The organism is Streptomyces sp. GMY02 (genome assembly GCF_019056675.1).
Classification (GTDB): Bacteria; Actinomycetota; Actinomycetes; order Streptomycetales; family Streptomycetaceae; genus Streptomyces; species Streptomyces odonnellii.
This window is the reverse complement of record NZ_CP077658.1, coordinates 6,670,626-6,691,597: the sequence shown is the minus strand read 5'-3', so window position 1 is coordinate 6,691,597 and position 20,972 is coordinate 6,670,626. Positions and strand designations below refer to the sequence as shown.

Here is a 20,972-nt window from a genome sequence, read left to right as displayed (position 1 = left end):
CTACTCAAGTGCCAAGTCTCGCGCACGTTCCGGCCCCGGCGTCCTGGCGGCCGTGAGAGCGTCGGCGAGCTGATCGGCTAACGCCCGGTGAGGCGCCTGGCATGCCCCAGGTGCGCGGTCAGCCGCTCCTGGATCCTTACGGTGGCGTCGTCCAGCGCCTTGCGGGTGCGCCGGCCGCTGCCGTCGCCGGCCTCGAAGGCGTCGCCGAAGACGACGTCCACCCGGCTGCGCAGCGCGGGCAGCGCCGGTATCAGCCGGCCCCGGCTCTCCGTACTGCCGAGGACCGCGACCGGCACGATCGGCGCTCCCGACCGTACGGCGAAGTACGCCAGCCCGGCGCGCAGTGAGGCGAAGTCGCCCTCACCCCTGGTGCCCTCGGGGAAGATGCCCAGCACCCCGCCGGCGTTCAGCACCCCGAGGGCGGCGCCGATCGCTGTGCGGTCGGCCGCGGCCCGGTCCACCTTCACCTGTCCGATCGACCGCAGGAACGGGTCGAGCGGGCCGATGAACGCTTCCTTCTTGACCAGGAAGTGCACCGGGCGGGGCGAGACACCCATCACCATCGGGCCGTCGATGTTGTGCGAGTGGTTGACGGCCAGTATCACCGGGCCGCTGGCGGGCACGCGCCAGGCGCCCAGCACTCTCGGCTTCCAGAGCCCGTTCATCAGCCCGATGCCGAGGCGCCGGCCGACCTCCGCGCCCTGGGCGGACACCGCTCGCTGGGCCGACCCCGCCTGGGCGGACACCGCTCTCATACGGCTGCCCGCTTCTCCTCGACCAGGCTCACGACCCGCTCGACGACCTGCTGGAGGGTGAGGTCCGTGGTGTCGATCTCGACCGCGTCGGCGGCCTTGGCGAGCGGGGACGTCTTACGGCTGGAGTCGGCCGCGTCCCGCTTGATCAGGGCGTCCTTGGTGGTGGCGACATCGGCCGCCTCCTTGCCGGTCAGCTCGCCGCTGCGCCGGGCGGCGCGGGCCTCCGGGGAGGCGGTGAGGAAGATCTTCACATCGGCGTCGGGCAGCACGGTCGTACCGATGTCGCGGCCCTCGACCACGATGCCGTTCGGCGCGGCAGCCGCGATGGAGCGCTGCAGGTCGGTGACGACGGCCCGTACCTCCGGCACCGCGCTGACCGCGCTGACCCGGGCGGTGACGTCCTGGGTACGGATCGGGCCCGCGGCGTCCGTGCCGTCGACGGTGATGGTGGGGCGGTCCGGGTCCGTGCCCGAGATCAGGACCGGCTTGCCGGCGGCGGTCGCGACGGCCACCGCGTCCGTCACATCGACACCGTTGCTGATCATCCACCAGGTCATCGCGCGGTACTGGGCGCCGGTGTCCAGATAGCTCAGCCCGAGCCGGGCGGCCACGGCCTTGGAGGTGCTCGACTTGCCCGTGCCGGAGGGCCCGTCGATGGCGACGATCACGGCGGCCGGGGCGGTCCGGGCGGGGGTTGCGCCAATTTCCACGGGGGCGGACACCTTCCTGGTTCTCGGGGTGGATGTGCGGGGACGCACAACGCCCCCGCACAAGGTTACCGAGTGTTCAGTACCGCACTTGCACCCGTTCGGCGGGACGCGGGCGCCCGGTCACCGCCGGGTCACTGCCGGATCGACCAACCGCGTTCCCGCAGCGCCGCCGAGAGCACCGGCGCCGCCGACGGCTCCACCATGAGCTGCACCAGACCGGCCTGCTGCCCGGTGGCGTGTTCGATACGGACGTCCTCGACGTTGACGCCCGCGTGCCCGGCGTCGGCGAAGATCCGGGCCAGCTCGCCCGGCCGGTCGCTGACGAGCACCGCCACGACCTCGTACGCCGCCGGAGCCGCGCCGTGCTTGCCGGGCATCCGCGTCCTGCCCGCGTTGCCGCGCTTCAGGACGTCCTCGATCCCGGCCGCGCCGCCGCGCCGTTTCTCCTCGTCGGAGGACTGGAGCGCGCGCAGCGCCTCGACCGTCTCGCCGAGGTCGGCGGCGATCCCGGCCAGCACATCGGCGACGGGGCCGGGGTTCGCGGAGAGGATCTCGACCCACATCGCCGGGTCGGAGGCGGCGATCCGGGTGACATCGCGGATGCCCTGGCCACAGAGGCGTACGGCCGTCTCGTCGGCCTCCTCCAGCCGGGCGGCGACCATCGACGAGACGAGCTGGGGGGTGTGCGAGACGAGCGCAACCGCCCGGTCGTGCGCGTCCGCGTCCATGACCACGGGTACGGCGCGGCAGAGCGCGACCAGTTCCAGGGCCAGATTGAGCACCTCGGTGTCGGTGTCCCGGGTCGGGGTCAGCACCCAGGGCCGCCCGTCGAAGAGATCGGCGGTGGCGGCCAGCGGGCCCGAGCGCTCCTTGCCGGCCATGGGGTGCGTACCGATGTACGAGGACATGGCGAGGCCGAGCGCCGCCAGCTCCCGGCGGGGGCCGCCCTTGACACTGGCCACGTCGAGATAGCCGCGTGCCGCGCCGTGCCGCATGGCCGTGGCCAGGGTCGTCGCGACATGGGTGGGCGGTACGGCGACGACGGCGAGGTCGACGGGGCCGTCGGGCGCCTCGTCCGTACCGGCGCCGAGCGCGGCGGCGGTACGGGCCCGGGACGGGTCGTGGTCGCTGAGATGGACGGTGACGCCCCGGCCGGCCAGGGCCAGCGCGGCCGAGGTGCCGATCAGGCCCGTTCCTATGACGAGGGCGGTTCTCACGGGGCGGCTCTCACGACTCTCACGGGGTTCACTGGGCTTGACGGGTTCACTGGGCGTGCCGGGCTTGGCGGTTCCGGGCTCACTGGGCGATGTCCTTGCGGAGGGCGGCGGCGGCGCCGAGATAGACGTGCGCGATCTCCGACCGGGGAAGGTCCGACTCGATATGGGCGAGGATACGGACCACGCGCGGCAGGGCGCCCTCGATGTCCAGTTCCTGGGCACACAGGAGGGGTACGTCGACGATCCCGAGGCCGCGCGCGGCGGCGGCCGGGAAGTCGCTGTGCAGATCGGGCGTGGCGGTGAACCAGATACTGATCAGATCGTCCGCGGTCAGCCCGTTGCGCTCAAGGATCGTCGTGAGCAGCCGCTTGACCTGCTCGTCCATGTGCCCGCGCTCGTCCCGGTCCAACTGCACGGCCCCGCGAACCGCTCGTACCGCCACGCCGCTCTCCCGATCCGTCCGTACGCACCACTCACCGCACCCACAACCCCCGCGGTGCTCCCGGCCAGCGTAAACACCCTTGGTCCCGGCGGCCTCCGCTGCCTCCCCCGTACGCTCTCGCGCATGACCCTCGAAACACCTGTCCATGACCTCGACCTGGTGCGCGACCACACCGTGTACTCCTGTGTGATGGGCTCGCGCGCCTTCGGACTCGCGACGGAGGACAGCGACACCGACCGGCGTGGCGTGTTCGCGGCCCCGGCGCCGCTGTACTGGCGGTTCGAGAAGCCGCCGACGCATGTGGAGGGTCCGGCTCCGGAGCAGTTCTCGTGGGAGCTGGAGCGCTTCTGCTCGCTCGCGCTGCGCGCCAATCCCAATGTCCTGGAGTGTCTGCACTCCCCACTGGTCGAGCGGATCGACGACACGGGCCGTGAACTGCTGTCGCTGCGCGACGCGTTCCTGTCCCGCGAGGCGCACCGTACGTTCGTACGCTACGCCGTGGGCCAGCGCGGAAAGCTGGAGGCGGACATCCGCCAACACGGCGCCCCGCGCTGGAAGCACGCCATGCATCTGCTGCGCCTGCTGGCGAGCTGCCGGGACCTGCTCCGCACGGGCACACTCACCATCGACGTGGGCGAGGCACGGGAGGACCTGCTCGCCGTCAAGCGGGGTGAGGTCCCCTGGTCCGAGGTGGAACGCAGGATGGCCCGCCTGGCCACGGAGGCGGACAAGGCGGCCTCGCACTCCCCCCTGCCGCCCGAACCGGACCACGCCCGCATAGAAGCCTTCCTGATCCGCACCCGCCGCGCCTCAGCCCACCAGCCGAACGCGGACGACCAGCTCACGCAGAGCGCCGTACGCAACGGGCACGTCAGCCAGCCCCGTACCTGACCGAGCCTCCTCCAGCACCACCTTCAACGCCTCCACATCCGCCACCAGCCGCTCCCGCCCGGGCCCGCCGGCCGACCCGTGCTCGGCCTCGGCCTTCGCCGCGATCAGCTCGGGCAGATAGCCCGGCGCCGTCACCTCGCCCAGCAGGGTGGGCAGATGCGCCTGTATCTCACCGCTGCGCATGAGATGGATGCCGGTGAGCAGGGCGCGGAAGGTGTACAGCAGAGGCTTGAGTTCGCCGGTCTTCTCGAACAGCCGCCACTGGGTGTTGGCGAAGCCCCGGTAGTGGTGGGCGTGGTGGCGGGTCAGCACACCGGGGGCGAGCGCCACCAGTTCCTGGTGCGTGTCAGTGGTGTGCACGACCAGCGGGGAGAGGAGCTGCTCCAGCACATAGCCGTTGCGACGCAGCATCAGCCGGACGAAGGTACGGAGATCGTGGGTGACGAGGTCCATCTCCACACCGTCCCGGTGTCCCGTCCACGACCGGGTTCCGGGTGCCTCGTCGAGACCTATCAGCGCGGTGACCGGGAGCAGATGGACACCTCGCAGGTCCACGTCGGAGTCCCGGCTCGGGAATCCGTACAGGTGCGCCCCGGAGACGGTGGCGAACAGCAGCGGATGGGGCTCCTCCGCGAGAACCTGGGTGAGGTCCGTGGCCGGCAGGCCGGCCGTGTGGAGGCTGGGCCGGGCGGGTGTCGTGTCCGTACTCATGGCGTCAAGCGTCCCAGAGTGCTCCCAGGGACAGCAGGTCGCTGCGGTATTCGATGCGTTCGGACCATTCCTTGGGCCAGGCGCCCGCGCCCAGGTGGGCGCCGGCGAAGGCGCCGGTGAGGGTGGCGATGGAGTCGGAGTCGCCGCGGGTGCAGGCGGCGCGGCGGAGGGCGGTGACCGGGGCGTCGGGGAACAGCAGGAAGCAGAGCAGGCCGGTGGCGAGGGCTTCCTCGGCCGTCCAGCCGTCGCCGGTCGCGAGGCAGGGGTCGGTCTCGGGGGACGGGGTGCGGAGGGCGTGCTGGACGCGTTCCAGGGCCGCCAGGCACTCGTCCCAGCCGCGTGCCATGAAGGCCTCGGGCGTCGGGTCGTGCGAGAGGGTCCAGAGGTCGCCGAGCCAGCGCTCGTAGTAGCGCTCCCGGTTCTCGTACGCGTACGAACGCAACTGCCCCACAAGGCCCAGCGGTTCGCCGCCCTGCGCCAGCAGCCACACCGCACGGGCCGTCAGGTCCGAGGCGGCCAGCGCCGTCGGATGGCCGTGGGTGAGCGCGGCCTGCAACTGGGCCGCGCCCGCCCGCTGTTCGTCGCTCAGCCCCGGTACAAGCCCGATCGGCGCGACCCGCATGTTCGCGCCGCAGCCCTTGGAGCCGATCTGGCTGGCCCGCTGCCAGGGCCGGTCGCTGTCCAGGAGCCGGCACGCCGTCATGCACGTACGGCCCGGCGCGCGGTTGTTGTCCGGCGAGTGGTACCAGGCGACGAACTCCTCCCGTACCGGCCGCTCCAGCCGGTAAGGACCCAGCACGCCGCGGTCCATCGCCGCCCGGATGCCCCGCGCGAACGCGAGCGTCATCTGGGTGTCGTCGGTGACGACCGCCGGCTTCGGCAGCGCCATCTCGCGCCACGGCCCGCACTTGGCGAGGATCGACGGTACGTCGTTGAACTCGGTCGGGAAGCCCAGGGCGTCGCCGAGCGCGAGCCCGATCAGGGTGCCCGTCGCGGCCTCTTTGGTGATGGTCCTCGCGATGATCACGTCGTCCGTCCTTCCGGTCGATCCGGTCGCAGAAGCGGTGGGTGGAGCGTGGTGGCGGTGCCCGCGCGGTACAGCGCGGCCGGTTTCCCCGGCCACCGGTCCGGCGCGGCGGACCCTCCAGCGCCTGGACGAACCCGGGCGTGGTGAGCACCTTGCGCCGGAAGTTGGGGCGGTCCAGCGCCACGCCCCAGACGGTCTCGTACACCTGCCGCAGCTCGCCGAGCGTGAACTCGCGCGGGCAGAACGCGGTGGCGAGACAGGTGTATTCGAGCTTGGCGCCGACGCGGTCGTACGCGTCGGCGAGGATGTGCTCGTGGTCAAAGGCGAGCGGGCCGCCGGTGCCGTACTCCACCCACCGCGCGCTGGCGGCGTCCCCGCCGCCGCGCGGCTCCGGCAGGTCGGGTACGAGCGCGGTGTACGCGACGGAGACGACCCGCATCCTGGGGTCGCGGTCCGGGTCGCTGTACGTCCGTAGCTGCTCCAGATGGAGCGCGCCCGCGGTGCGCTCCGACAGACCGGTCTCCTCGGCGAGTTCGCGCCGGGCGGCCTGCCCGGCGGACTCGTGGGGCAGTACGAACCCCCCGGGCAGCGCCCACGCCCCGAGGTAGGGTTCCTGTCCCCGTTCAACGAGCAGTACGTGCAGCCGGCCTTCGCGCACGGTGAAGACGGCGAGATCGACGGTGACGGCGAACGGCACGAAGGCGGAGGGGTCGTAGTCGTCGGGCACGCGCACTTCCCGTGCGGCGGGGTTCCCGTTCCGGACGGCGGGGCCGCCGGGCCCTTCGGGCGCACGCCCGTCCCGGGCGGCCCGGTCCTCCGGGCCGCGCCCGCGCCGAGTGGCCGAGCCCTCGGGAACGCCCGCCTTCCGGGCGGCCGGCTCTCCCGCGCCACGCACCCCGCGCGCCGCCGCCCCGCGCGCCTTGGCGCCTCGCGCCCCGCGCCCGTTCACCGGCGCTCCGGAAGGGGCGGCGCGAAGTGCCAGCCCCGCCCGAGCAGCGCGTCCACCGCGGCGACCGCCGTCGCCAGCCGGTGCTCGCGCGTCCCGCTCACCAGCGTGAACTCCCGCCCCGTACGCGCCAGTTCCGCACCGAAACGGGCCGTCATCCACGGGCGCAGCTCCTCGTCCGCGCGCAGGCCGTCATCCTCGAAGGGGACGCCCTCGTCATCCGTGAGCAGCCACAGATGGTGCGTGTTCAGCGCCGCGATCTCCTCGATCACCGGATCGCGCCCGCCCAGATACCGTTCCCGCCAGACCGTCGTGGCGAAGGAGTCCGTGTCGCAGAAGAGCACCGGCGAGCCGGCCCGCGCCGCCGCGTCCTCCCGGGCGTTCTGCCGCTCCGCGATCAGCGGGAAGTCCTCCGCGGCGAACTCGACGTCCTCCCACCGCGCCGACGGCCGCCCGGCCCGCAGCGCGGTCAGCTTCTGCTCGCTGAACTCCCGCCCGTACTCCGGTACGTACTGGGTCCGCGCCCAGACCCCGCCGCGCCGCCGGTAGTGGCCGGCCAGCGCGAGCGCCAGGGTGGTGGTGCCGGTGGACTCGGCGCCGAGCACCACGACCCGGCGCGTGAGGGCCGCTCGTACCGGCGGCGCGAGGAAGTCCCAGCAGCCGACCGGGTCCTTGCGCACGGCGGTGCCGGAGACCGGGAAGAGCGTACGGTCCGGGTCCACGCACACGGACTCGGCGCCGAACCGCCGCGCCAGTTCCTGGCCGTACGGTTCCGAGGTGAAGACCGCGTCCACCCGCTCGGGCACCGCGCCCCGGAAGACGGCCATGTGCGCGTCCCAGACACCGGAGTCGTGCAGGTCCACCGGAATGTCGTCGACCGCGCCCACCACCCGTACATCCGGATGGACCTCCCGCATCCAGCGGACCCGGTCGGCGAGCGGCACGGACTCCACCGAGGAGGCGCAGACCAGGACGGTCAGCCGGGCGCAGCGGTCCCGTGCGGTACGTACGAGATGGTGGTGGCCGGCGTGCGGCGGATAGAACTTGCCGAGCACCAGGCCGTGTTCGAAGGCGCTCCCTCCGTGGCCGTCGGCGGGCGCGCTCATACGGCGGTCGCCTCCACCGGCCTGGGCGGCTCACCGGCGAGGTCACGGGACCAGTTGCGCAGCCCGGCCACACACAGCGCCAGGAAGCCGATGTACAGCAGCGAGGTCAGGTACAGGTCCTTGTGCGCGTAGAGCGGGATGTAGACGAGGTCGGCCGCGATCCACAGCCACCATGACTCCAGCCGCTTGCGGCACTGACCGTATGTCGCCATCAGGGACAGCGCGGTGGTCAGGGCGTCCCAGAAGGGCACGGTCGAGTCGGTGGCGCGGCCGAGGAGCAGCGTCAGTGCGAGTGTCCCCACCACCCCCGCCGCGAGCAGCCGGATCCATTCGGTGCGGCTCGTGCGCCGCACCGGCAGGGACGAGCCTGGGCCACCCCCGTGGGTCCAGGTCCACCAGCCGTACACGGCGAGGGTGATGAAGACGACCTGCAGGCCGGCGTCGGCGTACAGGCCCGCCTGGGTGAACAGCAGGATGAAGAAGAGGTTGTTGGCAATACCGATCGGCCAGTTGGCGAGGTGCTGGCGGGCCACGAGCCAGACACAGAGCGCGCCGCTGCCGAAACCGAGCACCTCGGTCCAGCTCACCGGGGTGTCCAGGACCGTCAGCAACGGACGCTGCAAGGCATCGAGGATGTCCGCGAGACTCACACCCGCCTCCTTAATGGTCACCCTGACTATAAAGGCGAACGGGCGTGCCCCACAAGGGAAAGAGCCCGCGGCCTGAGGGCCACGGGCTCTTTCTCAGAGATTTCGGTCAGCCGGCGGTCACAGCCCGACTTCCTTCATCAGCATGCCGACCTCGGTGTTGGTCAGCCGGCGCAGCCAGCCCGACTTCTGGTCGCCCAGCGGAATCGGGCCGAAAGACGTCCGTACGAGCCGGTCGACCGGGAACCCGGCCTCGGCCAGCATCCGCCGGACGATGTGCTTGCGGCCCTCGTGGAGCGTGACCTCCACCAGATAGTTCTTGCCGGTGTTCTCGACGACCCGGAAGTGGTCGGCCTTGGCGTAGCCGTCCTCCAACTGGATGCCGTCCTTCAGCCGCTTGCCGAGATCACGCGGCAACGGGCCCTGGATCGCGGCGAGATAGATCTTCTTGACGCCGTACTTGGGGTGGGTGAGACGGTGGGCCAGCTCGCCGTGGTTGGTGAGCAGGATGATGCCCTCGGTCTCGGTGTCGAGCCTGCCGACATGGAAGAGCCGGGTCTCCCGGTTGGTGACGTAGTCGCCGAGGGACTGGCGGCCGTCCGGGTCCTCCATGGTGGAGACGACCCCGGCGGGCTTGTTCAGCGCGAAGAAGAGATACGACTGGGTCGCCACGGTCAGCCCGTCGACCTTGATCTCGTCCTTCTCCGGATCGACCCGCATGCCCTGCTCGACCACGATCTTGCCGTTGACCTCGACACGCGACTGCTCGATCAGCTCCTCGCAGGCGCGGCGCGAGCCCATACCGGCGCGGGCCAGGACCTTCTGGAGGCGCTCGCCCTCCTGCTCGGCGCCGGGGAAGGTCTTGGGCGTCTTGACGGAGGGCCGCTCCGCGTACCGGTCGCGGTTGCGCTGCTCGATCTTGGCGTCCAGCTCGCGGGGGCGGGCTGCGGCTCCCCGGCGCGGGCCGCCGCGGCCGGCGCTCTGCGGGGGCCTGGGGCCGCCCTTGGCCCCGCCGCGGGCCGCCGCGCCACGGGCGCCGCCGGAGCCGGCGGAGCGGCGCGCGCCGAGGGGAGCGCCGGACGCGCCGGAGCCGCCGGTCGTGCCCGTGCGGCCGACGTCGTAACGGCGTTCCTCGGGACGGGGGCGCGAAGGCCGCTTCGGCTGACTGTCGCGGCTGTCCCGGCCGTCCCTCCCGTCCCGGCCGGCGCCGGCGCCACGCTCGCCCCGGCCGCCGCGCTCGTCCCGGAAGCCCCGGCCGTCCCTGCTCGCGCGGTCATCACGGGAACCCCGGGCATCACGGGAGCCGCGGTCGTCCCGGCCGGCCCGCTCGTCCCTGCCGCGCCGGTCGTCCCGGCCGGACCGGTCGTCACGTGAACCCCGGTCGTCCCGCCCGCGCCTGTCGTCCCTCTCGTCCCGGCTCACCCAGGTGTCCCGCTCGCCCCGGCCGTCCCGTCCCGTCCGGTCGCTCCGGCCGTCCCGGTTGCCACCGCCGCTGCCGCCTCCGCCGCTCCTGCTGCCGCTTCCGCTGTTCCTGCCACTGCTTCGCATCAAAGTTCCGTCTTGTCGTCTGCGTCGGTATCCGGTGCGTCCGGGTCGAACGACGGAACACTTTCCTGGCTCTCGGCCTCGATCGCGTCCGCCTCGGGGAGGAAGGGCGCGAGCTCCGGAAGCTCGTCCAGGCCCCGCAGGCCCATCCGCTCCAAAAAGTAGTTCGTCGTCCTGTACAGGATCGCACCTGTTTCGGGTTCCGCGCCCGCCTCCTCGACCAGCCCCCGCTGGAGCAGGGTGCGCATGACGCCGTCGCAGTTCACTCCTCGTACCGCGGACACCCGCGAGCGGCTCACCGGCTGGCGGTACGCGACGACCGCCAGGGTCTCCAGCGCGGCCTGGGTGAGCCGGGCCTGCTGGCCGTCCAGTACGAAACCCTCGACGGCCTCCGCGTACTCGGGCCGGGTGTAGAACCGCCAGCCGCCCGCTATCAGCCGCAGCTCGAAGCCCCGGCGCTGAACGGTGTACTCGTCGGCCAGTTCCCGCAGCGCGTCCGCGACGGCCCGGCGGGGGCGGTCGAGGACCTTGGCGAGATGCTCCTCGGTGGCGGGCTCGTCGACGACCATGAGGACCGCCTCCAGGGCGGGCTTGAGTTCCAGCTCCGCGACCGTCGTGGCGACGCCGGTCCGCTGCTCGCTCATACCTTCTCCTCGCTCTCGTCGCCCTGCTCGTCCCGCTCGCCCTGCTCGCCCTGCTCATTCCGTTCGTTCTGCTCGGCGCGTTCGGGCCGTTCGGCCCGACCGCCCGCGCGGCTCTCGTCGTTCTCGTCGTTCTCGCCGGGCGCCTGGTCGAACTCGTCCGTCACCGCGGGCATCCCGTCACCGTCCCCGCCCGTCCAGCGGACCAGGAGCGGCCCGAGCGCCTCCTCCTGGTCCAGGGAGACGGCCCGCTCCCGGTACAGCTCCAGCAGCGCCAGGAAGCGCGCCACGACGGTGAGCACATCGGCGGCGTCCTCGACGAGCGCCCGGAAGCTGGCCTCGCCGCGCTCCCGCAGCAGCGCGACGACGATCCCCGCCTGTTCCCGTACGGACACGAGCGGCGCGTGGATGTGATCGACGTACACCTGCGGCCTGGGCCTGGGCTGCATCGCCTTCACGGCGAGCGCCGCGAAACCCTCGGGCCCGACGCGGATCACCACCTCGGGAAGCAGTGCGGCGTGGTGGGGCTCCAGTCCGACGGTACGGGGATAGCGCCGCGCCTCCGTCTCCAGCCGCCCGCTGAAGATCTCGGCGACCTGTTTGTACGCGCGGTACTGGAGGAGCCGTGCGAAGAGCAGGTCCCGCGCCTCCAGCAGTGCCAGATCCGCCTCGTCCTCCACCTCGGCGGAGGGCAGCAGCCGGGCGGCCTTCAGATCGAGCAGGGTCGCGGCGACGACGAGGAACTCGGTGGTCTGGTCGAGGTCCCAGTCGGGGCCCATGGCCCGGATGTGCGCCATGAACTCGTCGGTCACCCGCGACAGCGCGACCTCGGTCACATCCATCTTGTGCTTCGAGATGAGCTGGAGGAGCAGGTCGAAGGGCCCCTCGAAGTTCGCGAGCCGTACGGTGAACCGCCCGTCGTCGCCCTCGTCCCCGGCGGCGTCCTCCTCGGCCGAAGGCGCGGAATCCTCGGTACGGTCCGGCGGCCGCGCATCGACCGGCTCGGACTCGGGCTCCGGCTCCGGCTCCGGCTCCGGCTCCGGCTGCACAGAAGCAGGCGCAGGCGCAGGTGCAGGCGCGGGATCGGGCTCAGGCTCGGAGGTGGGCTCAGCAGGTGCGGCGACCGCCACGGCCTCCGGCTCGGGCACGGCCTCCGGCACAAGCGCGGACTCAGCAGCGTCAGCAGCCTCAGCGGACTCGACGGGCTCGGCGATCTCCACGGCACGCGCCGCCGGTGCGGGAGGCGGCACGCCGGGGCCACGGCCCAGCGGGCGGCGGGCGGGCGGGGAAGGCGGCGGCATCGAGGGTCCTGTGGGCGGCGGGCGTAGGGGCTGCCCGCGCAGGCTACCCTCAGCGCCCGCGCAGGCGCCGTACGAGGATGCTCGCGTCCCCGCGTGATTCGAGGTCCGCGAGGACCACCGCGACCGCCTCGCGGACGATCCGCCCGCGGTCCACGGCGAGGCCGTGCTCGCCGCGCAGCACCAGCCGCGCGTGCTCCAGATCCATCAGTTCCTCGGCCGAGACATAGACCGTGATTTTCTCGTCGTGCCGTTCGCGCCCGCTGGGGCGGCGGTTGGCGCCCCGCCCCCGGCGGCGCTGCTGCCCGGCGGCGGGCACGGCGCCGGGGGCACCGGCCTCCTGCGCCGCCCGGCGCCCCTTCATCGCGGAGGCCGCCTGCTCGGCCCCCGCGGTACGGCTGCGGGGCGCCTCCGCGGAGTCCGTCTCGGCGGCGGTGTGCTCGTCCGGCGGAGCGGGCTGGGTCACGGGCGCGGCCGGGGCCGAAGCCGCCTGGCCCTGCGCCCCCGCCTCGCCCGCCGGGTCGCTCTCCCCGGCCGGCGGCGGCACCCGCGGCTCGCCGTTGGCGTTACGGCGCCGGTCCGCGGGCGAGGAGGACTGGAGCGCCGTCCCCCCGGTCGTACGGAACAGTTCGTCGGCCCCGGGCAGACTCACTCGGCGTGACACCGGGCGAGCACCTCCCTGGCGAGCTGGCGATACGCGGCGGCGCCGACGGAGTTCGAGGCGTACGTGGTGATGGGCTCACCGGCGACCGTGGTCTCCGGGAAGCGCACGGTCCGCCCGATCACCGTGTGGTACACGTGGTCGTCGAAGGCCTCGACGACCCGCGCGAGGACCTCACGGCTGTGCACCGTGCGGGAGTCGTACATGGTGGCGAGGATGCCGTCCAGCTCCAGTTCGGGGTTGAGCCGCTCCTGGACCTTCTCGATCGTCTCGGTCAGCAGCGCCACCCCGCGCAGCGCGAAGAACTCGCACTCCAGCGGCACGATCACCTTGTGCGCGGCCGTCAGCGCGTTCACGGTCAGCAGACCGAGCGAGGGCTGGCAGTCGATCACGATGTAGTCGTAGTCCTGCATCAGCGGCTTCAGCGCCCGCTGGAGCGTGGACTCGCGCGCGACCTCGCTGACGAGCTGCACCTCGGCGGCGGAGAGGTCGATATTGCTGGGCAGCAGGTCCATATTGGGCACGGCGGTCTTCAGAAGCACCTCGTCGGCCGCCATGCCCCGCTCCATGAGCAGGTTGTAGACGGTGAGGTCCAGCTCCATCGGGTTCACACCGAGACCGACCGACAGGGCTCCCTGCGGGTCGAAGTCGACGAGCAGCACACGCCGGCCGTACTCCGCGAGCGCGGCACCCAGATTGATGGTCGACGTCGTCTTGCCGACGCCGCCCTTCTGGTTGCACATCGCGATGATCTTCGCGGGGCCGTGGTCGGTGAGCGGGCCCGGGATAGGGAAGTACGGCAGGGGACGACCGGTCGGGCCGATCCGCTCGCGGCGCTGGCGTGCGGCGTCGGGGGCGAGAGTGGCCGCGTACTCGGGGTCCGGCTCGTACTCGGCGTCTGGGTCGTAGAAGTGCCCCTCGGGCACCTCGTCGTAGTCGGCGAATGGAGTGGACTCTCGGCCACCCTCGTTGCCGGCCATGGCGTTCACGTGTTGGCCGTCCATCATCTGGTGGGCTGTCGTCATGTGCTGGTGGGTGGCGAAGGTGCGGACAGCTACGGAGCCGACAGCCTCGAACCCGGACGACGGGCCGTGGCCCCTCACCGGCATTCCTGGTTGACCACCCCCGGGAGTAAATGTCGACTCATTCACAAGTCGTCTTACCTCCTTGGACGGGACCAGGAAACTTATCGATAGGTCAGCGTGGCACCATGCCGACGGTTGGCGACTCTATGGCGTGTCACCGGTCCGCAGCAACACAATCCGCCGGACCCGGCCCGATGTGTCGGCAACGGAACATCCCGCTGTCAAGGGCGCACAAGCCTCTCATCAAGGCATGGCCCACACCGTCCACGGCTCCGCGAATCGGGGAAAAGGTTACGTTCGAGGCGAGTTGACCAGTCGTTCGGAGGCGTCCGCGCACACGTCCGGCCGGACCTCGCTGATCAAGGTCCGGCCGGTGGCGCGATGTTGACGTCACAAGTTGACGCATCAGCCCAGAAGCGCGCTCAATTCGGCGTGATCCAGTCCATGCGCCTCGGCCACCTCACGGTAAACCACCTGGCCCTCGTGGGTGTTGAGCCCCTTGGCGAGGGCCGGGTCCCGGCGCAGCGCCTCGCACCAGCCGTGGTCGGCCAGCTCCACGATGTACGGGAGTGTGGCGTTGGTCAGCGCGTACGTGGAGGTGTGGGGCACGGCGCCGGGCATATTGGCGACGCAGTAGAACACCGAGCCATGGACCGGAAAAGTCGGCTCGGCGTGGGTCGTCGGCCGTGAGTCCTCGAAGCAGCCGCCCTGATCAATCGCAATGTCGACAAGTACACTTCCGGGCTTCATGGTGGCGACCAGCTCATTGCTGACGAGCTTGGGCGCCTTCGCCCCGGGGATGAGGACCGCCCCGATGACGAGGTCGGCGTCGGCGACCGCCCGCTCCAGTTCGAAGGTGTTGGAGACGATGGTCTGCACGGCGGTGCCGAAGATCCGGTCGGCCTCGCGCAGCTTGTTGATGTCGCGGTCGAGCAGGGTCACATGGAAGCCCATGCCGACGGCGATCTGGGTGGCGTTCCAGCCGGAGACCCCGCCGCCGATGACCACGGCCCGGCCGGCCGCCGTACCGGGCACACCGCCCGGCAGGACACCGCGCCCGCCGGCCGAGCGCATCAGGTGGTACGCGCCGACCTGCGGGGCCAGCCGCCCCGCGACCTCGGACATCGGGGCCAGCAGCGGCAGCGCGCGGCCCGCGGTCTCGACCGTCTCGTACGCAATGGCCGTGATGCCCGAGTCCAGCAGGGCGTCGGTGCAGGCGCGGGACGCGGCCAGGTGGAGATAGGTGAAGAGCGTCTGGCCCTTGCGGAGCCGGTGGTACTCCTCGGCGATCGGCTCCTTGACCTTCAGCAGCAGTTCCGCGGCGGCCCAGACCTCGTCGGCCGTGGCCAGGATCCGGGCACCGGCCGCGGTGAACTCGTCGTCCGTGATCGAGGAGCCGACGCCGGCGTTCCGCTCGATGACGACCTCATGGCCGTGGCGCACCAGCTCGTGCACACCGGCGGGGGTGATGGCCACCCGGAACTCGTTGTTCTTGACCTCTCGGGGGATACCGACCAACACGGCAGATCACGGTCCTCGGCTCAGGGCACTGCGGGCGCAATGCCACAGGGACCGGAGCGCGGGACAGCGCACCGGTACACACCGCCTCTTTGCGGCAGAGCCAGTCTAATGAAGGATTTCCCCCTGTCTAGCCTTGCAAAGTCTTATTGGCCAGCCGGAGCACTACGGATTTCGTAGGTGTTTCCTTCCGATTCCAGCAACCGTTCGGCCGCGGACCGGTTCAGTCTGGCGGCGGTCGGGTCGCCGAGCCGGTCCAGCGTGTCCGCCGCGCGGAGCCGGAGCGCGGCCTGGAGCCGGTCGTCCCCGGCCAGCCGCGCCCACTCGACGGCCTCCTGACAGGTACGCAGGGATTCGTGCGGCCGGCCCGCGTACTCCTGGACCCGGGCCACTTCGCTCAACGCCCGTGCCTGGCCCGGGAGATCGCGCAGCCGGCGGTAGAGGGCAACGGCGGACCGCCAGTTGCGGAGCGCCTCGCCGTAGTGGCCCGCGTATGTGTGAGCGGTGCCGATCCGGCCGTACAGCCGGGCCGCGTCGGCGCGTTCGCCCCTGCTGAGGCGCTGGGCGAGGGCCCTGCCGTACCAGTCGGCGGCCCGCTGCCAGTCCTGGAGATCCTGGTGCGCACCGCCTACGGATTCCATCGCGCGGCCCGTCGCGTACAGATCGTTCGCGGCGCGCCCGGCGTCCAGCGCGGCCCGGTAGCGGGCGAGCGCGTCATGGGTACGGCCGGTCTGCGCGTCCAGATCGCCGATGTTCAGCAGCGCGGCGGCCTGCTCGCGGTGCAGCTCGCGCCGCTCCGCGATATCGAGGACGAGTTGGTGGAGCCCGTACAGCTCGGGCGCGGCGGCCTCAGTGCCGCGGTGCGCGGCCAGCGCCCTGACCAGCGCGGCGACCAGCCGGCGGGCCAGGGTGTCCAGCTCGCCGTCGCCGACCGCGAGCCGGGCGGCGGCCAGCAGGGCGGGCTGCCGGCAGGTCAGCCACTCGTCCGCGGCGGCGGCGGTCGGGAAGCGCAGCGAGCGGGGCAGCCCGGCCAGCCGCTTGCGGGCCGGTGAGCCGTCGGGCTCGGTGATGGCCCGGCAGGACTGGAGCAGCCGTACGGTCCGCTCCAGCATCCGCGCCCGCGCGAGCTGCACCTCGGCGTCCCTGTCCTTGGTCTCCAGCAGGTCGCGCAACAGCGGTACGAGACAGCCGGGCACCAGATACTGGTCGTCCGGGGCCGGCCCGCCCGCCGCCGGGCCGCCGGGCCGGCGCAGCAGCCCCAGCGCGGTGAAGTCGCCGAGCATGCTCCTGGCGGCCGACACCGAGCAGCCGGCCAGCGCGGAGGCGGTGTGCGAGTCCACGAACCCGGCCGGGGCCAGCGCCAGCAGCCGCAGGATCCGGGCGGAGGGGCCCGGCAGCGACTCGTACACGAGCTGGAAGGCACGGGCGAGCGGCCGGTCGCCGGCGGGCCGCTCGGGGTCGTGCGGAAGGGCGCGCAGCCGTTTGGTCGCGTCGGCGACGGAGGCGGTGGGGCGGGCGGCGAGCCAGCCGCCGACCAGGACGAGCGCGGCGGGCTGGCCGCCGCACTCCTCGGCGAGGGACTCGGCGGCCTGCGGATCGACGGTGATCCGGACGGCGCCGGTGAACCGCACCAGCAGTTCGACGGCGGCCTTGGCGTCCATCCCGCCGAGGGTGCACGGGCGGACATCGGGGATTCCGGTGAGTGGGCCCCTCGACACGGCGACGACCAGGCAGTCGGGGTTGTCGGGTACGAGCGGGTCGACCTGCTCGGCGTCGACGGCGTCGTCGAGCAGCAGCAGCACCCGCCGGGTGCCCAAGGTCTCCCGCACCATCTCGGACAGCTCGTCCTCCCCGGCGCCGGGCGGGGTGGGGACCCCGAACGCGCCGAGGATCTCGCGTGCCGTGCGCTCGGTCGGTACGGGGTCACCGCCGGGTTCGGTCAGCCCGGTCCGTACGAGCCCGTCGGGATAGCGGTCGCGCACCCGCGCGGCCAGCTCCTCGGCCAGCGCGGTACGCCCGGCTCCGGGCCGCCCGGCGATGAGCAGCACCCGCGCACGGGGCTCCTTGCGCCCGGAGATGGTGTTGAGCCCGGCCCGCTCGATGTCCGCGCGCAGGGCCTTGAGCTCCCGCTCCCGCCCGGCGAACTCCCGGGCCCCGGCGCCGCGGACCGGAGAGCCGCCGACCGGGGCTGGTCCGGTACCGGTACCACTGATACGGGCATCGCCGGTCCCGGACTTCCGGTCTTCGCGCCCACCGCCGCGCCCGGCACCGGCTACGGACTCGCCGAGTTCGCGCCCACCGATACGCCCAGGACCGGCCACGGACTCACCGACTTCGCGCCCGCCACTACGCCCAGATCCGGCCTCGGACTCATCGGCTTCGGCCCCACCGGTACGACCAGGACCGGCCACGGACTCACCGACTTCGCGCCCACCGGTACGCCCGGAACCGGACTCGGGCTCCCGGGCTCCGGCCGTGACTGCCCCTGTTGCGGTCCCGGTATCGCCGGTACGAGCATCACCGCTCCCGGCCTCGCCGTCGGCACGGCCGGAGCCGGCAGCGGGCTCTTCCGGCTCGGCCCCGGCGGTACGGGCCTCCGCCTGGGCCGGCGCCTCGGCCGTACGGGCGTCCGCGGTCTCGGCCGTATCGGACTCCGCGGGCGGCCCCTCGGCAGGCGCGCCGCCCGGCCCGGATGCCCGGCGGCGCAGGAGCGGAAGGCGGCGGCGTTTGGCGGGGGCGGGCGGGCCGGGCTCGCCGGTCGTCGCTTCCTCGGAAGTCTCGGAAGTCTCCGGGGGCTTCACCCGGGCCGTCCCTTTCGTCTTCGTCTTGGAACCGCCCTTCGGCGGCTTCGCCCCGCCCGGCCTGAAGCGGCCTCGGCGCTTGGCCGCCGGAGCGTCCGATTCGTTCGCCGGAGCGGTGTCCGGCTGAGCAGCGGCGGAGGCGGTGGCGCCCGCCGGGCCGCCGTTCTTTCCCGTGGCGCCCGTACGGCCGGAGCCGTCCACATCCACCGCCTGATCCGTCACGGGCCACGCTCCGTCCGCCTGCGCACGAGCCGAGCCCGACGGGTCTCCGCACGGGCGGTCCGAGCGTAGTTCACTCTCTGCGACGGACCCGGTGGAGCGCGGCCAACCGATCAGCCAATCCCTCAATCGGATCAGTCATATCGACAGATCGGAAGATCAACAGATCGACAATCCCGCACAAGTCGGCAGCCCCGCGGAAGAGGGTCCCCAGGACTCAGAGGGAACTCAGGACTCGAACGGCCGTGCCGGCCATGGCGCGTCCGCCGGCCGCAGCGCCTCGACACCGTCGCCCGCCAGCGCCGCGCCGAGCGCCAGCACCCCCACCACCAGGCAGTTGTTGTGCAGCTCGCCCGCGAGCACCCCCCGGGTCAGCTCCCCCAGCTCCACCCGCGCCAGCTCCATGTCCGCCTCCTCGTCGGAGACCTCGAAGCGCTCCCCGTCCGCCTCGGACAGATCGCGGGCGAGGAAGATCCGTACCGCCTCGTCACAGCCGCCCGGCGTCGTGTAGAGGTCCGTCAGCACCCGCCAGTCCTCGGCCTTGACGTGTGCCTCCTCGTACAGCTCCCGCTGCGCCGCGTGCAGCGGGTTCTCGCCGGGTACGTCGAGGAGCCCGGCCGGGATCTCCCAGAGCTTCTGGCGGACCGGGTGGCGGTACTGGCGCAGCACGAGCACCCGGCCCGCGTCGTCCAGCGCGAGGATCGCCACGGACCCCGGGTGGACCTGGTAGTCCCGTGAGACGACCGTGCCGTCCGGCATGACCACGTCGTCCGTGCGGACACTGGTCTTGTTGCCGCGGAAGGGCGTCCTGGTCGCGGTGACCCGCCACTCCTCGGGGGCGTCCTTGATGGTCATGAAAGCGTCCTCCCACACAGCGGCGCACACGCGGAAATCCGGGGCCGAGAAGCCGTACGACCCGCACGCCCGTCGCCCCCGGGTCCCACCGTATCGCCTGGATCCCTGCCGCCCGGACCGGCCGGACAGCACCTACGACAGCACCTACGCCTTGGCGGCCACGCGCCCCGTCGCCCCGGTCTCCGCGTCCTGACGGCGTGCCACCGCGGCCTTCACCAGACCGGTGAAGAGCGGGTGCGGCCGGGTCGGCCGGGAGCGCAGCTCGGGGTGCGCCTGGGTGGCGACCAGATACGGGTGCGTGGTGCGCGGGTACTCGACGTACTCGACCAGCTTGTTGTCGGGAGAGGTACCCGAGAAGATCAGGCCGGCTTTCTTCTCCAGCTCCGCGCGGTAGGCGTTGTTCACCTCGTAGCGGTGCCGGTGGCGCTCCTCCACATACGGCTGGTCGCCGTAGACCTCACGCACGATCGAGCCCTCGGCGAGCTTCGCCGGGTAGAGGCCGAGCCGCATCGTGCCGCCCAGGTCCCCCGCGCCCTCCACATAGGCGAGCTGCTCCTCCATGGTGGAGATCACCGGGTGGGCGGTGCCGGAGTCGAACTCGGTGGAGTTCGCGTCGGGGATCCCCGCGACATGGCGCGCGGCCTCGATCACGATGCACTGGAGGCCCAGGCACAGCCCCAGCAGCGGGACCTTGTGCTCGCGCGCGTACTGGATCGCGCCAACTTTTCCGGTCACCCCGCGCTCGCCGAAGCCGCCGGGGATCAGGATGCCGTCCGCGTCCGCGAGCTGTCTCGCCGCGCCCGCCGGGGTCTTGCAGTCGTCCGAGGTGACCCATTTGACCTTGACCCGCGCCTTGTTGGCGAACCCGCCCGCGCGCAGCGCCTCGGTCACCGACAGATAGGCGTCGGGCAGGTCGATGTACTTGCCGACCAGCGCGACCGTGACCTCGTGGTCGGGGTTGTGGACCCGGTCCAGCAGGTCGTCCCAGACGGTCCAGTCGACATCGCGGAACGGCAGGTCCAGCTTGCGTACGACATAGGCGTCCAGGCCCTCGGTGTGCAGCACCTTGGGGATGTCGTAGATCGACTTGGCGTCCACACAGGCCACCACCGCGGCCTCGTCGACATCGCACATCAGGGAGATCTTGCGCTTGATCGGCAGCGGTACGTCGCGGTCGGCCCGGAGCACGATGGCGTCCGGCTGGATACCGATGTTGCGCAGGGCCGCGACCGAGTGCTGGGTCGGCTTGGTCTTCAGCTCGCCGGAGGGGCCGATGTAGGGCAGCAGCGAGATGTGCACCACGAAAACGTTGTCCCGGCCGACCTCGTGCCGTACCTGGCGGACCGTCTCCAGGAACGGCAGCGACTCGATGTCGCCGACCGTGCCGCCGACCTCCGTGATGACGACATCGACGTCGTCGGTCGCCATCCGCCGGATCCGGTGCTTGATCTCGTTGGTGATGTGCGGAATGACCTGGACCGTGTCGCCCAGATACTCGCCGCGCCGCTCCTTGGCGATCACCTGGGAGTAGATCTGGCCGGTGGTGACATTGGCGGAACCGTCGAGGTCCACATCGAGGAAGCGCTCGTAGTGGCCGATGTCCAGATCGGTCTCGGCGCCGTCGTTGGTGACGAACACCTCACCGTGCTGGAACGGGTTCATCGTGCCGGGGTCGACGTTCAGATACGGGTCGAGCTTCTGCATGGTCACCCGCAGACCGCGCGCCTTGAGCAGCGCACCCAGGCTGGAGGCGGTCAGGCCCTTGCCGAGGGAGGACGCCACACCCCCGGTGACGAAGATGTGCTTGGTCGTCGGGGAAGTCGAGGATCGGTGCGGCATGGCCAAGAGGGGGCTCCCGTGGTCGCGGTCTGGGGTGCGTACCGGTGTCCCTGCCGGA

The 20,972-nt window shown here is 72.1% G+C and carries 18 protein-coding genes and 1 pseudogene; 1 reads left to right on the top strand and 18 read right to left on the bottom strand.

Features of this window, described 5'->3' with window-relative positions; genetic code table 11:
* Positions 1 to 77 precede the first annotated feature (77 nt).
* From KQY30_RS28545 to aroH, 4 genes are all read right to left on the bottom strand, one after another.
* Positions 78 to 755, bottom strand: a complete 678-nt coding sequence (locus tag KQY30_RS28545; protein WP_217309320.1) for a 1-acyl-sn-glycerol-3-phosphate acyltransferase — start codon at positions 753 to 755, stop codon at positions 78 to 80.
* Positions 752 to 1,465: a (d)CMP kinase gene (gene cmk / locus KQY30_RS28540; RefSeq protein ID WP_217309319.1), complete on the bottom strand. Its 714-nt coding sequence runs from the start codon at positions 1,463 to 1,465 to the stop codon at positions 752 to 754. Before cmk ends, KQY30_RS28545 begins: the two co-directional genes overlap by 4 nt.
* 131 nt (positions 1,466 to 1,596) lie before the next feature.
* Entirely contained in the window at positions 1,597 to 2,682 is a 1,086-nt protein-coding gene (locus tag KQY30_RS28535) for a prephenate dehydrogenase (RefSeq protein WP_217309318.1), read from the bottom strand.
* Positions 2,683 to 2,761: 79 nt separating this feature from the next.
* Positions 2,762 to 3,124, bottom strand: coding sequence for a chorismate mutase (gene aroH, locus KQY30_RS28530; protein WP_217309317.1), 363 nt, complete (start codon positions 3,122 to 3,124; stop codon positions 2,762 to 2,764).
* 123 nt (positions 3,125 to 3,247) lie between these two features.
* On the opposite strand from aroH, the gene KQY30_RS28525 reads away from it, so the two are divergent.
* On the top strand, positions 3,248 to 4,015 hold the full coding sequence (locus KQY30_RS28525) for a nucleotidyltransferase domain-containing protein (RefSeq protein ID WP_217309316.1): 768 nt from the start codon (positions 3,248 to 3,250) through the stop codon (positions 4,013 to 4,015).
* On the opposite strand, the gene KQY30_RS28520 is transcribed toward KQY30_RS28525, so the two are convergent.
* The 14 genes and pseudogenes from KQY30_RS28520 to KQY30_RS28455 all read right to left on the bottom strand — a co-directional run bounded on the left by KQY30_RS28520 (position 3,935) and on the right by KQY30_RS28455 (position 20,914).
* Positions 3,935 to 4,726: a nucleotidyltransferase domain-containing protein gene (locus KQY30_RS28520; RefSeq protein WP_217309315.1), complete on the bottom strand. Its 792-nt coding sequence runs from the start codon at positions 4,724 to 4,726 to the stop codon at positions 3,935 to 3,937. The two genes, KQY30_RS28525 and KQY30_RS28520, sit on opposite strands and share 81 nt — an antisense overlap.
* 4 nt (positions 4,727 to 4,730) lie before the next feature.
* Complete coding sequence (locus tag KQY30_RS28515) at positions 4,731 to 5,753, bottom strand: ADP-ribosylglycohydrolase family protein (protein ID WP_217309314.1); 1,023 nt, start codon at positions 5,751 to 5,753, stop codon at positions 4,731 to 4,733.
* Positions 5,750 to 6,486: pseudogene (locus tag KQY30_RS28510) on the bottom strand (NUDIX domain-containing protein). Before KQY30_RS28510 ends, KQY30_RS28515 begins: the two are co-directional and overlap by 4 nt.
* A gap of 212 nt (positions 6,487 to 6,698) precedes the next feature.
* Positions 6,699 to 7,805 (bottom strand): AAA family ATPase, encoded by a 1,107-nt coding sequence (locus KQY30_RS28505; RefSeq protein WP_217309313.1) that lies wholly within the window; start codon positions 7,803 to 7,805, stop codon positions 6,699 to 6,701.
* Entirely contained in the window at positions 7,802 to 8,455 is a 654-nt protein-coding gene (pnuC, locus tag KQY30_RS28500; protein ID WP_217309311.1) for a nicotinamide riboside transporter PnuC, read from the bottom strand. The genes KQY30_RS28505 and pnuC overlap by 4 nt, the downstream gene beginning before the upstream one ends.
* Positions 8,456 to 8,572: 117 nt before the next feature.
* Positions 8,573 to 10,000 (bottom strand): pseudouridine synthase, encoded by a 1,428-nt coding sequence (locus KQY30_RS28495; RefSeq protein ID WP_217309309.1) that lies wholly within the window; start codon positions 9,998 to 10,000, stop codon positions 8,573 to 8,575.
* Positions 10,000 to 10,641, bottom strand: a complete 642-nt coding sequence (gene scpB, locus KQY30_RS28490) for an SMC-Scp complex subunit ScpB (RefSeq protein ID WP_217309307.1) — start codon at positions 10,639 to 10,641, stop codon at positions 10,000 to 10,002. The genes KQY30_RS28495 and scpB overlap by 1 nt, the downstream gene beginning before the upstream one ends.
* Positions 10,638 to 11,939 (bottom strand): ScpA family protein, encoded by a 1,302-nt coding sequence (locus KQY30_RS28485; protein ID WP_217309306.1) that lies wholly within the window; start codon positions 11,937 to 11,939, stop codon positions 10,638 to 10,640. The genes scpB and KQY30_RS28485 overlap by 4 nt, the downstream gene beginning before the upstream one ends.
* Before the next feature lie 49 nt (positions 11,940 to 11,988).
* Positions 11,989 to 12,588, bottom strand: coding sequence for a hypothetical protein (locus KQY30_RS28480; protein WP_217309304.1), 600 nt, complete (start codon positions 12,586 to 12,588; stop codon positions 11,989 to 11,991).
* Positions 12,585 to 13,706 carry a ParA family protein gene (locus KQY30_RS28475; RefSeq protein WP_046505419.1) on the bottom strand — a complete coding sequence of 374 codons (1,122 nt, stop codon included), beginning with the start codon at positions 13,704 to 13,706 and terminating at the stop codon, positions 12,585 to 12,587. The genes KQY30_RS28480 and KQY30_RS28475 overlap by 4 nt, the downstream gene beginning before the upstream one ends.
* Before the next feature lie 381 nt (positions 13,707 to 14,087).
* On the bottom strand, positions 14,088 to 15,203 hold the full coding sequence (ald, locus tag KQY30_RS28470; RefSeq protein WP_217309302.1) for an alanine dehydrogenase: 1,116 nt from the start codon (positions 15,201 to 15,203) through the stop codon (positions 14,088 to 14,090).
* A 143-nt stretch (positions 15,204 to 15,346) separates the two neighbouring features.
* Positions 15,347 to 17,413, bottom strand: a complete 2,067-nt coding sequence (locus KQY30_RS28465; RefSeq protein WP_217311377.1) for an NB-ARC domain-containing protein — start codon at positions 17,411 to 17,413, stop codon at positions 15,347 to 15,349.
* Between the two features lie 1,035 nt (positions 17,414 to 18,448).
* On the bottom strand, positions 18,449 to 19,075 hold the full coding sequence (locus KQY30_RS28460; protein WP_217309300.1) for an NUDIX hydrolase: 627 nt from the start codon (positions 19,073 to 19,075) through the stop codon (positions 18,449 to 18,451).
* A gap of 144 nt (positions 19,076 to 19,219) precedes the next feature.
* Positions 19,220 to 20,914 carry a CTP synthase gene (locus KQY30_RS28455; protein ID WP_217309298.1) on the bottom strand — a complete coding sequence of 565 codons (1,695 nt, stop codon included), beginning with the start codon at positions 20,912 to 20,914 and terminating at the stop codon, positions 19,220 to 19,222.
* Positions 20,915 to 20,972 lie beyond the last annotated feature (58 nt).

What these genes read in the sequence shown, in the direction of transcription:
- KQY30_RS28545 (WP_217309320.1), bottom strand. Translation starts at nt 755, where the DNA reads ATGAGAGCGGTGTCCGCCCAGGCGGGGTCGGCCCAGCGAGCGGTGTCC.
- KQY30_RS28525 (WP_217309316.1), top strand. Translation starts at nt 3,248, where the DNA reads ATGACCCTCGAAACACCTGTCCATGACCTCGACCTGGTGCGCGACCAC.
- KQY30_RS28520 (WP_217309315.1), bottom strand. Translation starts at nt 4,726, where the DNA reads ATGAGTACGGACACGACACCCGCCCGGCCCAGCCTCCACACGGCCGGC.
- KQY30_RS28505 (WP_217309313.1), bottom strand. Translation starts at nt 7,805, where the DNA reads ATGAGCGCGCCCGCCGACGGCCACGGAGGGAGCGCCTTCGAACACGGC.
- KQY30_RS28495 (WP_217309309.1), bottom strand. Translation starts at nt 10,000, where the DNA reads ATGCGAAGCAGTGGCAGGAACAGCGGAAGCGGCAGCAGGAGCGGCGGA.
- scpB (WP_217309307.1), bottom strand. Translation starts at nt 10,641, where the DNA reads ATGAGCGAGCAGCGGACCGGCGTCGCCACGACGGTCGCGGAGCTGGAA.
- KQY30_RS28485 (WP_217309306.1), bottom strand. Translation starts at nt 11,939, where the DNA reads ATGCCGCCGCCTTCCCCGCCCGCCCGCCGCCCGCTGGGCCGTGGCCCC.
- KQY30_RS28475 (WP_046505419.1), bottom strand. Translation starts at nt 13,706, where the DNA reads ATGCCGGTGAGGGGCCACGGCCCGTCGTCCGGGTTCGAGGCTGTCGGC.
- KQY30_RS28460 (WP_217309300.1), bottom strand. Translation starts at nt 19,075, where the DNA reads ATGACCATCAAGGACGCCCCCGAGGAGTGGCGGGTCACCGCGACCAGG.
- KQY30_RS28455 (WP_217309298.1), bottom strand. Translation starts at nt 20,914, where the DNA reads ATGCCGCACCGATCCTCGACTTCCCCGACGACCAAGCACATCTTCGTC.